11 protein-coding genes are annotated in these 12257 nt (G+C 35.1%); 4 read left to right on the forward strand and 7 right to left on the reverse strand.

Annotated elements, in window-relative coordinates; genetic code table 11:
* Window positions 1-32: 32 nt before the first annotated feature.
* The 6 genes from rmuC to AB1422_01750 all read right to left on the reverse strand — a co-directional run bounded on the left by rmuC (window position 33) and on the right by AB1422_01750 (window position 8031).
* Window positions 33-950 carry a DNA recombination protein RmuC gene (gene rmuC / locus AB1422_01725; protein MEW6618066.1) on the reverse strand — a complete coding sequence of 306 codons (918 nt, stop codon included), beginning with the start codon at window positions 948-950 and terminating at the stop codon, window positions 33-35.
* 66 nt (window positions 951-1016) lie between these two features.
* Entirely contained in the window at window positions 1017-2213 is a 1197-nt protein-coding gene (locus tag AB1422_01730) for an ATP-binding protein (protein MEW6618067.1), read from the reverse strand.
* Window positions 2214-2819: 606 nt separating this feature from the next.
* Window positions 2820-3746, reverse strand: a complete 927-nt coding sequence (gene mdh / locus AB1422_01735) for a malate dehydrogenase (GenBank protein MEW6618068.1) — start codon at window positions 3744-3746, stop codon at window positions 2820-2822.
* Between the two features lie 20 nt (window positions 3747-3766).
* The gene (locus AB1422_01740; GenBank protein MEW6618069.1) at window positions 3767-4663 is read right to left on the reverse strand and encodes a PorV/PorQ family protein; all 897 of its coding nucleotides are present in this window, start codon (window positions 4661-4663) and stop codon (window positions 3767-3769) included.
* Between the two features lie 9 nt (window positions 4664-4672).
* Entirely contained in the window at window positions 4673-7111 is a 2439-nt protein-coding gene (locus tag AB1422_01745) for a C25 family cysteine peptidase (protein MEW6618070.1), read from the reverse strand.
* A complete protein-coding gene (locus AB1422_01750; protein MEW6618071.1) occupies window positions 7108-8031 on the reverse strand; it encodes a BatD family protein in 924 nt (307 codons plus the stop codon). The genes AB1422_01745 and AB1422_01750 overlap by 4 nt, the downstream gene beginning before the upstream one ends.
* Window positions 8032-8305: 274 nt before the next feature.
* Between AB1422_01750 and AB1422_01755 the strand changes: the two genes are divergently transcribed.
* Entirely contained in the window at window positions 8306-9373 is a 1068-nt protein-coding gene (locus tag AB1422_01755; GenBank protein ID MEW6618072.1) for a hypothetical protein, read from the forward strand.
* On the forward strand, window positions 9373-9933 hold the full coding sequence (gene gmhA, locus AB1422_01760; GenBank protein ID MEW6618073.1) for a D-sedoheptulose 7-phosphate isomerase: 561 nt from the start codon (window positions 9373-9375) through the stop codon (window positions 9931-9933). The genes AB1422_01755 and gmhA overlap by 1 nt, the downstream gene beginning before the upstream one ends.
* Here the strand turns inward: gmhA and AB1422_01765 are convergent.
* Window positions 9926-10468, reverse strand: a complete 543-nt coding sequence (locus AB1422_01765) for a flavin reductase family protein (GenBank protein ID MEW6618074.1) — start codon at window positions 10466-10468, stop codon at window positions 9926-9928. The two genes, gmhA and AB1422_01765, sit on opposite strands and share 8 nt — an antisense overlap.
* A 142-nt stretch (window positions 10469-10610) precedes the next feature.
* Between AB1422_01765 and AB1422_01770 the strand changes: the two genes are divergently transcribed.
* Window positions 10611-10793: a hypothetical protein gene (locus tag AB1422_01770; protein MEW6618075.1), complete on the forward strand. Its 183-nt coding sequence runs from the start codon at window positions 10611-10613 to the stop codon at window positions 10791-10793.
* 259 nt (window positions 10794-11052) lie between these two features.
* On the forward strand, window positions 11053-11901 hold the full coding sequence (locus tag AB1422_01775; protein MEW6618076.1) for a hypothetical protein: 849 nt from the start codon (window positions 11053-11055) through the stop codon (window positions 11899-11901).
* The last annotated feature ends 356 nt before the right edge of the window (window positions 11902-12257 follow it).

The raw sequence follows: 12257 nt of genomic DNA on the forward strand, positions 1-12257 counted from the left end.
GACACTATATTCAATTGCGTAGTGACCGCGCACTATACTTCTTTAATCCCTTCCATAATCTTTTCGCTAATTTGGGCAAGATTTCTATTTACCTCTTCATAGTTTTTAAGAAGTTTAGCCCCAGAGGTGACAACAGTGCTTAATTCACGGTCTAAATTACCGATAATTGTCCCCATCTCCACTACATTCTGTTTAAGTGTATTTAAAATATCAACCATCAGTCGTAGGTCTCTTTTGATTTTCCTATCTTTTATACCAAATAAAACTAATCCGAGAAAATAATGGAAGGTTCGAGGTGAGGTCAGATGCACCATCCTTGTTTGAGCATATTCACATAGTTCTGTTTGAGTCAATATTTCATAGTAAGCATTTTCTGAAGGGATGTAAAGTAAGACAAATTCAATATTCTCTAATGTCACATACTTAGCCACGGTGTCAATTTGACTTTTAACCTCTTTTTCTAATTTTCGGCGTAGTTCCTTCTCATCTTTTTGCGTAGCTCTAACTAATTTGCGGTAGGTTTCAATCGGAAATTTTGTATCAATCGGAATAATTTCATTCTCTAACGCAATTGCACCATCAACCTTTGTCCCGTCTGATAATTCATAGTCTTTTTTATAGACATCGCGTGGCAATTTATCACTAATTAAGGTATCCAGGATAATTTCTCCCACGCTTTTCATCCCTTTAGTCGCTTTTAATACCTCATTAATCTCGGTTAATTGTTGAGAGGCTGTTTGTTCTCTTAATTCTAATTGCTCCAGAGACAAAGAAAGCATATGAATGGTGCGATGCAGGTCTGTTTTTACCCCATCAATCGTTTTGGTAATATTCCCTAATCCTTCAATAGTAATGTTTTCCTTTCTTCTATAAGATAAAATGGAGAAACTCACGGCAATGATTACACCTATTAAGGTCAATATCATCATTATCAATTCAATTCCAGTCATTTTTTTTTACACTCCTCTCATAATTCATAATTATTTAGCCACAACGGCACAATTATCCTTTTCCCATTATTGCTTTTCTCTAAAGGAATTAAGCAATAGATAGAGTCTGACTAAACGATTATTAAATATATATTCTCCTCGTTCATATCCAGATTTTAAGACATTAAGTCTTTTCATTCGTTGGAGAAAGTTATCAAATTTTTTCTTTTCTACATCAGAAAGCCCTTTTTCAATATTACCTTTTTGGAAAGATAAATCAAAGTCTTCCTTACTAAGTTTTGATAAAATTGAATGATACTCTCTGCTACGCAACGCCTTGTAGACTTGTTGGTCAACAAATTTCTTGCCCGTATCTTCTGCGGCTACAAGAATTCCATTTCTCACATCGTCTTTGTCAACAACATTATCCTTGTCTATCCAGAAAATAGTCTCACCTATAAGATGCATAATTTTGGGAAATCCAGCTGAATAATGGGATAGAAGGGACATTGCTTCATCTGTAACCTGCATATCCACAGAATTAAATGTTTTGTTAAAAAACACTTTTATTTCATTATTGTCCATTGGCTTAAGCTCAACTATCTCAAAAATTCGTTCAACGGGTTGATGATGTTGAATCATCTCTCTTCTTCTCTCTTCAACTCCACAAAGTATTAACATTAAAGGAACTTTGTCCGTGCAAAGAGCGTTCTCATCGACCAATGTTTTAATGAAATGAGCAAATTGTTTATTTTTGGTAATTCCGTTAATTTCATCAAGAATTAACATTATCCCTTTAATACCATTATCTTTAACTCGATTCAACAACTCACGCAAGAAGGGTAAAAAACCCTGTGAGATATTTGGCCCATCAGTTTTTAACTGCTCAAGGTTTACACTAAATCCAAAGAGTTCTTGTTGACCTATGTATTTTGCCAGAAAATCTCGAATTTTATCAGTAATGGTAGGTCTATAAACTTGCGTTTTAATTGTTGTTTCAACCGTTTTAATAGCCACACCTTCCACTGTTTCTACATTACCAAGCAATACATGAATGCCCAAAATTTGGTTATCCTTTTCTGCACAATATTTCATAAAACCAGCCAGGGAACTTTTACCAATTCCATATTCACCTGTTAGAAAAATTGCCTGTGGCTTTCCCAATTCAACTTGCTTTATTGACCTGGTAATTCGTTGAATTTCATTTATTCTACCAATAAAGAATTCTATCGGGACAGGTTGCCCTGGATAAAATGGGCTTTTCCCTTTACTAATAATATTCATCCCTTCCCCCATACAGAACTGTGTAATTATCTCGCCATAAGAATTGTGGAGGAGTTATCCTCATCCTATTATAAAATACTACATTTGAACACCTTTGTCAAGTATTTTTTTTGAAACTTACCCACATCGTAACTATTCAGCCACGGATGGACACAGATGAAACACGGAAAATTCGTAACCGTTCACCGCAGAGACGCAGAGACGCAGAGAAAAAATTAAAATCTATTCACCAGAGACAAGAAATTTCCTTTTTTTGTGTGCATTTCGGGTCTTTCGTTGTTTATTAATCTTTTAATACTTACTTTTGACTAACTGTTTTTAAGCCTTTTTAAACAGCGAAAAATGCGAGAAAAATACGAAAAAAAGATATTTTCCTCTCTGTTTCTCTGCGTCTCTGCGGTAAAGGATTACCTGAACGGTTACGAAAATTCGTAATCCGTGTCCGTTTTCCGTGTCCGTAATCAGGCTTAAGGGTTTTTCTCCTGTTGTCCTCTGCCCTCTGCTCTCTGCCTTCTGCCCTCTGCCTTCTGTCCTCTGCTATTTATCCGTGCTAATCCGTGTCAACCAGTGGCTGAATAGTTACTAATTTGATTAATAACCACTATATTACCCATAAAGCTCGGCAATGCCCTGTTTATAAATTTTAGCGGAAGTCTGGAAATTCGTTAATTCATCCTCATTTAATTCAAGTTCAATTATCTCTTCTACCCCATTTGCACCTAATCTTGCAGGCACTCCAATATAAATATCTGAAACTCCATATTCTCCTTGTAAATATACAGAACAGGGTAAAATTTGTTTTGTATCTTTAATGATACTCTCCACCATTTGAACTGTCGAGGCGGCTGGGGCATAAAAGGCACTACCTGTTTTAAGCAATGTTACTATCTCACCGCCTCCTTTTCGCGTTCGTTCAATTAATCTATCTAATGTTTTTTCATCCATTAATTCTGTAATTGGTATCTTATTTACCAGCGTCCATCGAGGTAATGGCATCATTGAGTCCCCATGTCCACCTAAAATTATTGAAGATATATTTTTAGGAGAGATTTTTAATTCTTGTGAGATAAAGTAGCAAAATCTGGCAGTATCCAATATCCCCGCCTGACCAAGCACCCTTTGAGGACTAAGCCCGGATACCTTAAAGGCATGATAGGTCATCACATCTACCGGATTAGTCACCATAATGATGATAGAATCAGGGGCATATTTGACTATATTTAAGGTTATTTCTTTAATAATCTGGGCATTTTTATAAAGCAAATCTAACCTATCCATACCGGGTTTACGGGCAAGCCCGGCGGTAACAACTACTAAATTTGAATTTGCCATTTGAGAATAATCAGATGTGCCAATGATTTTAGTCTCAAATCCTTCTATTGGGGATAATTGAGCGATATCAAGTGCCTTTCCTTCGGCTAATCCTTCAACTACATCCACTAAAATTATCTCATCAATCAATTCTTTTTGAGCCACTAAAAGGGCAGTTGTTGCGCCGACATTGCCTGCCCCGATGATACTAATTTTTTTCATTGATTTTTTCTCCTTTTTTATCAATACCTTATCATTATCGACAATCGGTGACTTGAACCTAAATCTTGATAAGGCACATAGCCATAATCTAATTGATAAGACTCCTTAAACTTATAGCCTAACCCTACGGTTATACCCGAAAGTGGTTCATTATCAATCTGTTTCAATTTATATCTATAGCCAGTTCTCAAAAAAAGTCTTCCATACCCTTTTGCTAATCCAAAATGAACAGATGGTTTGCTGTCAAAGGGTTTATAAAAGTCTATGGCTAATAATAAACTATCTTTTTGGTATGAAATTCCACCTCGCAACAGTGTAGGGTAATCAAACTCTTTTTTGTAAATCTTCATTTTTTTCATTTCATTCCAATTTTGTAAAGTTAGACCCATTTTAATATTTTCTCGTAATGGATATAAATAACCGAGGTCAAATACCACGCCCGTGCCCTTTTTAGCATCTATTTCTTGAGAGATTAATTTAAGACTTATCCCAACATCTTTATGAGCCCATGAGATAATAACCGCTATATCTTTTGCCCCAAAAGTCCCTATTGGCACTAAATCATACTCATTTCTTCTGCGTTCTATATCGTCTATGAACAATCCTATCACGCCAAGACCGATAGTTTGTTTCTCTTTTAGAGGCACAGTCAGTCCTATAAAATCATGATTTATTTCTTCAAACCAGAGATTATGAATAAAGATAAACTGGCGGGTATTGATTTGAGATAAGCCAGCAGGATTCCAGTAAATAGCCGTAACATCATCCGCAATTGCAGTAAATGCCTCACCCATTCCCACAGCCCCTGGACCTACTGCAATTTTAAGGAAAGAGGCACAAGTTTCACCTGAATTTAATGCAAATGCTGTATTTGAAAATAAGATTAACACCCCGATTATAATTAAAATCCTCTTCACTTTATTCTCCTATCTAATAATGGCTATCTTGCCCTTTTTAGTTCCTGCATCACATTTAAGTATGTAGATATAAACTCCAAAGGCAACATCTTTATTTGAATCATTCTTAGCATCCCAGTAGACTACCTCTGAACCAGGATATTTTTGAATTTCAGTCCCTTCTTCATCTAATGTCCGAATTAATTCACCTGCTAAATTATAAATATAGACTTTTGGGTTAGAATTCAGTGGTATATTGCCAATCTTAAGCACATCACCTTCATCAGGATAGCAAGGATTAGGATAATGGATAACCTTATCAAGTGTTTCTACTTTTAGATTTATATTTACATCAAAGTTATCCACATATTCATACCCCCCATCATCACTTATTTCTATAGAAAAACTAACCTTATGAATAGGAGGACAATTTGAATTAACCATTATTTTATAAGGATTACTGGAGTTATTAGAAGTGCCTCTATAGGGTATATTACCAAAAGTGGCGGTTCCGCTAATAATAGTGATATACGGGTCAGTAGTAGATAATGTGCCTGTTACTCCTGTTATTGTTCCATCCTTTAAATTTTTGAGTGTAATTATCAAATCAACTATCTCCCCTGGTTTATCAATGACATTATCAATAGTCTGGTCAATACAAAAAATCTCTTTTACCACACCTATTTTCATAGCCGGGTCGCCTAATAAATTAAGGCAGAACATTATCCAGCGGTAAGGATTATGCTCAGCACACTGATTGATAAACTCCATTTTACTTCTACCAAAAGTCTCGCCAATACAGGAATATCCTCCATTAAAAAATTTTTTAAAAAACTCTATCTGATATTCGCCGCTATATTTTTTGACATTATATTCATCAAACCAACCATATCTTGAATTGCCAACAAATGCTACTGCACCACCATCTGGATTTAAAATCATCTCCTCACCAATACAATCACTTCCATTGGGATTTTCAAATGTTCCACTGAAATCTCCAGCAATACAGCCAATAGTGTTAAAGATAAAGGTTTTAGAGCCATTACTTAAGATTCTGACATCTATATGGCTACCAATTTCAAAAGGAGGGGCAGTATACCAGTGAGCATGATTAGCATGGACAATTAGTCCTACGCCAGAATTGATATAGGTAGTTATTCTATCGTTATCCACACCACCTTGAGTTTGATATTCTCTAAAGATAGTATATGTTCCTGGTGTCTCCTTTGCAATCTCTTCCATAATTTCCTTTGCATCACAATTATTCTCAAGTTTATAGGCGATTAAAAGCTCCTTATAGAAATAGTCGTCTGATGATTTTTCAAAAGTAATTACTTTATTAACAAAATTAATAGCTTCTGATAAATTACTTACCGGAGCCCTTCCAATGGAAACCTCTGGCATCAAATCGATATTATCTTCGTTTAATTCCCCATAAACTTTATCTCCATCTGTATCCCAGTCCCAATCCTTATCAAAGCAGGTATAGTAAAGGTCACAGGGGATCTGGCAGTCTATCACATCTCCAAAATGTGGAACGTTTGGCACTTTGGCATATACCCCGCGATATGGAATAACATCTGTATCCCCGCCCAAAAGGACATAACAGGTTCCATAATTTTCATAGTAATTTTTAATAAAAGCCTTAATCTTTTCTTGATTATCTACACCTGGATAGTTAGTGTATATCCAGGATGTAGTAACAATTTTAGTGGTCATTGGTTTTGAGTTACATAATGATTCAAAAGCAGATACTAAATTTCCATCAGTGATAATTACATACTCATAAGTAACTAATGGGATTTGTCTTTTCTCAGATGCATAAGTATTTACCAGATGAGAATTGACGACTAATTTATTTACTAACTCCCTATCTTCTCTAAATCCTCTAAAGGTAGGACTCATAGCCTTTGTTTCAGATGATGTAAGATTCAGATTGAAATTTATTTGTTTATTCCAGAATAATTGTTTAGTTTCAGGATTGTAGCTGGCGCCAAAAACAGAAAGGCAGGCAAGATTGTAACCTCGTAACTTCTGAATAGAATTAAGTTTGATGATATTTTCGGGATAAAAATCTAAAGATAGGTATTGCGGGTGCGTAGTTTTTGAGCCATTAGATATAGGAATGGGTGGGGAAACAGGACAGATGTTGTATTCACCCTTTAATTCTATCTGTACCATAGAGGTAATCGTTACATCTTTAACCACTGCCTCTGGTGGTAAAAGCACAAAAAAGCTGCGCACCGGTAATTTGGGTCTGCCAATCTCAGCAGACTCATGACATTCCCGAACCTCTACTATATCATAACCATTAATAGATTTTATTTTTAAGGGTTCAATATCAACTTTACAGGCAATAAATGAATTAAGGGCGTCAAATTTAGTTAAAACATCCTCTCCAAAAACAGGTAAGGTTATCAAATTTATTAAGACAGCCCAAAATAAAATATTTGTCTTTTTGGTTTTCATCGTTTTTCTTGTAATTCCTTTGTGAAATCAGCACTTTCAACTGAGAAGTCGATTATCCCTTTAGCTCGCTCAATAACCGTATTTATCTCTTCCTTATGTGGGATATATTTAGCGAATTTTACTAAATCACATTCCTTTAAAAAGTTGTTCACTAAATTGACATAATCCTGTCCTATCAGGTTTATTTTCATTTTCTCAATCAGTTCTTGAGTAGTCAACTCTAAGGCATTAATTTTATATCTTCTTTCGATATATTGTCTAATAACATCTGAAATTTGAATGTAATATTCCTTTACCAAACCCTGAGTTAGAAGATTAGATGTTCTAATTTTATTAAGTTGTTCATAGGCAATTTCGTGTGGCGGTCTAATAACTTCTACCTCCTGTTCCAATGGAGGTTTCTTTCTTTTATTCCAATAGATTAATCCGATAACGCTTATCAGTAAAATTAAAAATATAATGATTAATATCCATATCCATTTAGTTAAATCTGCCTTAATTTCTACGGGTGGTTTTATATCTTTAATATCTTTAGCGTTTTGGGGTAGAACTGATTTTACTTCTATTTTTATCTCTTGGGAATGTATTTTCCTCTTTTCTTTATTGGGCAGTATGTATTCAATGATTACTGCCGGTATCTTGAATTTACCTGTTTGATATGTAGTAATAATATATTCATACTGAATAAGTATTTTATTCCTTGTTTTTTGAGGTTTTAATTCTTTATAATTCAGAATCTCAAAATTACCCGGCTTTATTTCTGGAGGTGTAATCTGAACATTATTATCTTTTTCAATAACTAATGTATATTTAATCGGGTCACCAATAGTAATAATTGGTTTATCTACCTTAACTGTTATTTCTGGTTCTTGAGCAAAAACACAGGAGCTAATGAATAAAAATGCGAAAAAAACTTTCATAAACAAATTTAATTCCTTTATCTCAATCACTTTTTTAAAATCTCAAGGACTACCTTCGGGGTCATCTCCTTTTTTAATAGGCAGAAGTCAGGGGACAGACTTCTCTCCTCTGACTTGAGCCAATGAAATATACCAATAAACGGATAGTAAAATTTTATCACAAAACAAATGATATGTAAAGTATTTTTTTGTAGTGTTGATAATTTTTATTGACACAAACCCAATTTACTGATATAATTTTTAACATAACCTGAAGGGGAAAAAGGAGGATATTATGGCAGAGAAAAAAACACAATCAGAAAAAGTTTCTATAACAAGCACCAAGCAGGAAATACTCGATGCATACCAATCACTTCTTAAACAACTCGAAGAGAAAAGTAAAACTGAACTAAAACCAGAAGAGAAAACTGAGGAGAAAAAGAAAAAAGAGGTAGTAGAATCAGCAGATGCTCTGTCTGCGGAAGGAATTGTAACCCAGCTAATTAATCTGAAATTAGAGATAGGCAAGATGTTGACACAAGTTTCAGATAATATGGAGAAGGAAGTCAATAAATACACTGGAATTAAGAAGGCTATCGAAATCAAAGAGAAAGAATTAGAGGATATATATGGAATAGAGCGGGCATCGGCAACATTAGCCGCTTTGATAGAAGCCCAACATCAAAAAAGAAAGGAATTTGAAGCTGAAATAGTCGGTAAAAGAGAGGAGTTAGACCAGGAAATCCAACAAACTCGGCGGAAATGGGAAGAAGAGAAGAAACTCTATGAGGCACAAATCAAAGAACAACAAGATAAAGAGGCAAAAAGACAAAAGCAGGAAAAAGAGGAGTATGAGTATGCCTTTAAACGAGAGCAACAGATAACAAAGGATAAATTTGAAGATGAAAAGATAAAACTGGAAAAAGAAAGTCAAATTAAAAAAGAACAGCTCGAAAAGGAACTGGCTGAACGAGAAAAGATAATTGTAGAGGGTGAGAAGGAATTAGACGAATTGCGAAAGAAGGTTAGTGCTTTTCCCAAAGAAATGGAAACAGCCATAAGTAAAGTTGTTAAAGAAACTACTGAAAAAATCCAGTTAGATGCAAAGAATAAAGAAGAATTGTTGAAGAAAGGATTTGAAGGTGAAAAGAATGTTCTTCTCACGCGAATTGAATCTCTTGAGAAAACAGTAAAAACACAAGAAGAACAGATTACAAAACTCTCAAATTCCCTTGAAAAGGCATATCAAAAGGTTCAGGATATTGCGGAAAAGGCAGTTGAAGGCTCTTCAAATCTTAAATCTTTTACTAACCTCCAGCAATTAGTAAAAGAACAAGTGAACAAAAAAATGGATGAAAAATAATGGAAGAAAAAGTTTTAGCCCAATTAAATGAAAGTGCAAAGATAAAATTAAAGTTAGATACAAAACAAATTGTTGTTGCCGCTCAACTCATCATCGAGGCGTATCAAAAAGGTGGTAAGGTGCTTTTGATGGGAAATGGTGGTAGTGCCGCAGATGCCCAACATATTGCTGGCGAGTTAGTGGGTAGATTTAAAAAGGAAAGAAAGGCATTACCGGCTATTGCCCTGACAACAGATACATCCATCCTAACCGCAATTGGAAATGATTATAATTTCGACGAAATCTTTAGACGACAGGTAGAAGCGTTAGCTCAACAGGGTGATATTGTCATTGGTATTACTACAAGTGGTACTTCGCCAAATGTGCTCTTAGGTATTGAAAAGGCTAATGAAATAGGGGCAAAAACTATTGGATTATCAGGCAGAGATGGTGGAAAACTGCGACAAATTGCTAATCTTTGTCTAATTGTTCCTTCAAACAATACCCCACGAATTCAGGAAGCACATATCACCATCGGCCATATTATCTGTGATTTAGTGGAAGAGACATTATTCAGATAGCATTAGTATTCGTTGCAAACGATGTTCCACCAAAATGATAGATAAAATTTGTTTTTTCTATTCTCCAGAATGCACCGTCAAAAAGGTCTTCATTGGCACAGGCACTAACAATTTTCCCAATAAAGATAGTATGGTCACCAGCGGGATACATCTCTAAAACCTCACATTCTAAATGCCCAGGACACTCTTTGATTAATGGTGGTTTAACTATTCTAGCTGGCAGAGCAGTAAGTCCACTTTCTTTAAACTTATCTATGTTTTTACCTGAGGTAGTTCCACAGAATTTGACTTGATTTAAAAGGGAAATATCCGGAATATTGATGATAAATTCCCGTGTGGATTCTATCAGTTGGTGGGAAAAATGGCTTTTAGCCACACTTATTGTACATAATGGAGGCTGATGACTAACTGGCATTTGCCAGGCAACAGTCAGAATATTGGGTTTTCCCTCTTTTGAAATAGAGGTTACCAGCACAACACAACCACTATTTATAAGCCGATTAGCATAGACAAGAGATACCTCTTTTTTATTCATATCATAAATTATATAATTCCCAAATGAATTTGTCAAGGATTTTGTAAGCGTTCAGGTGGTGTAACAAAAGGAGATGTGGAGATTAAGGAGATAGGGAGATATTATTAAAAAAATTGAAATTAATAGAAATTAATAGAAATTTATGGAAATTTGTTGTTTTCCACAATCAATTTCTACCTATTTCTATAAATTTCAATCTATTTCTATTATCTTATCTCCATATCACTCTTATCTCCTTATCCCCTTTCTTACACTTTTGATATATAGCCTGAACGGTTACGCAATGTCTATGTCCAGGGACAAGGACCTGGCACACCCTGCTTAACCATTGAGCCAGGGATGGTGGAAGGGGTCAAAAACCCTAATTTGGTAAAAAGGGCAACAGCAATTCTCGATGAATTTTTAGAGACTGAATTCACCTATGTTTAGGAGAGATAGAAAAAAATATTTTTCGTAAAGATTTTGAGAGGAAAATAAGGAATAATGAGTCTCTATCTAATTTTTCACCGAGGATTTCTGAAAGGGCAAATTTTTTTGTTGACAAAAACAATTAAAGAAGATATAATTATTTTAAGGAGATAAAAATGCCTATTTCATTGATAAAAGAGGAAGAAAGACATATCTTACGGGTTTTGCCTATCCTTCTAAAGAGGGATGAGCAATTAAGAGGCTCTCTCTATGCCATCCTATCTGAAACTTTTGCCACAAAGGTTGATCTCAAGCTGATTATTGAACAGATGAATAAGAGGTTTGAAGAGCAAAGGGAAGAAACAAACAGGCGATTTGAGGAAATCAACAGACGCTTTGAGGAACACAGGGAGGAAACAAACAAGCGATTTGAGGCAATGGAAAGGCGCTTTGAGGAACACAGGGAGGAAACAAACAAGCGATTTGAGGAAATCAACAGACGCTTTGAGGAACACAGAGAGGAAACAAATAAAAGATTTGAACAGATAGACAAAAGATTTGAACAGATAGACAAAAGATTTGAACAGATAGACAGAAGATTTGATGTAATGGATAGAAAACTTGAAGACCAGAGCGATTGGGTAGGTGTAGTTGTTGGAGGCCTTCAAAGGAGGGCTGGTAGGAATTTGGAAGATACAATTGCAGGAACATTAAGATGTGTTTTAAAAACACCTGACCTGAAGCCAGAGTATCTTATGATGAGAAAGAAGATAACAGATGAAGAAGGGATTATGGGAAGAAAGGGAAAAAGCTATGAAATAGACCTCTATGTCCATAATTCTTATGCCCTGGTTTTTGAGATAAAATCCTATGCTGAAGCTGATGATGTAGAAAGATTTAATGACAAGGCAGAGATAGCAAAAAAGCAATTTAACATCCCTCAAGCAAAAAAGGTATTTGTTACATTACAAAAAGAAAGGGATATGGCTGAAGTTTGCAAGACTTTTGGAATTGAGTTAGTTTAAAATAAAAAATTTCTCCTTGATTATATAGGAAAGTATAAAATATACCACGAATTTCACGAATTGGACGAATAAAAATGTGTCTAAGTATCTGGTAGTCTATGTAACCTAGACACCTAGTGCTCTGTCGCCATTCAAGTGATTGATTGGCCGTTGTCCCCCGCTGGCGGGGATCTAATCCTTACCCACAAGTTGGGTAACAAGATGAGGTAAGTAAGGATAAACTATGAATGGGAGATTAGAGATTGCAGGAGAGCGGAGTAAGTGGCAAAATTCCAAATCACAAATTCCAAAATACAAATAAATTCCAATGACCAAAATTCAAAATTCCAAACAATATGAGTAACTATTCACCACGA

This window comes from bacterium (assembly GCA_040757115.1).
Lineage (GTDB): Bacteria > UBA9089 > CG2-30-40-21 > CG2-30-40-21 > SBAY01 > JBFLXS01.

Bases quoted from the DNA above. Each gene is read 5' to 3' on its own strand.
- rmuC (MEW6618066.1), bottom strand. From the start codon at position 950: ATGACTGGAATTGAATTGATAATGATGATATTGACCTTAATAGGTGTA.
- AB1422_01730 (MEW6618067.1), bottom strand. From the start codon at position 2,213: ATGAATATTATTAGTAAAGGGAAAAGCCCATTTTATCCAGGGCAACCT.
- mdh (MEW6618068.1), bottom strand. From the start codon at position 3,746: ATGAAAAAAATTAGTATCATCGGGGCAGGCAATGTCGGCGCAACAACT.
- AB1422_01745 (MEW6618070.1), bottom strand. From the start codon at position 7,111: ATGAAAACCAAAAAGACAAATATTTTATTTTGGGCTGTCTTAATAAAT.
- AB1422_01750 (MEW6618071.1), bottom strand. From the start codon at position 8,031: ATGAAAGTTTTTTTCGCATTTTTATTCATTAGCTCCTGTGTTTTTGCT.
- AB1422_01755 (MEW6618072.1), top strand. From the start codon at position 8,306: ATGGCAGAGAAAAAAACACAATCAGAAAAAGTTTCTATAACAAGCACC.
- gmhA (MEW6618073.1), top strand. From the start codon at position 9,373: ATGGAAGAAAAAGTTTTAGCCCAATTAAATGAAAGTGCAAAGATAAAA.
- AB1422_01765 (MEW6618074.1), bottom strand. From the start codon at position 10,468: ATGAATAAAAAAGAGGTATCTCTTGTCTATGCTAATCGGCTTATAAAT.
- AB1422_01770 (MEW6618075.1), top strand. From the start codon at position 10,611: ATGGAAATTTGTTGTTTTCCACAATCAATTTCTACCTATTTCTATAAA.
- AB1422_01775 (MEW6618076.1), top strand. From the start codon at position 11,053: ATGCCTATTTCATTGATAAAAGAGGAAGAAAGACATATCTTACGGGTT.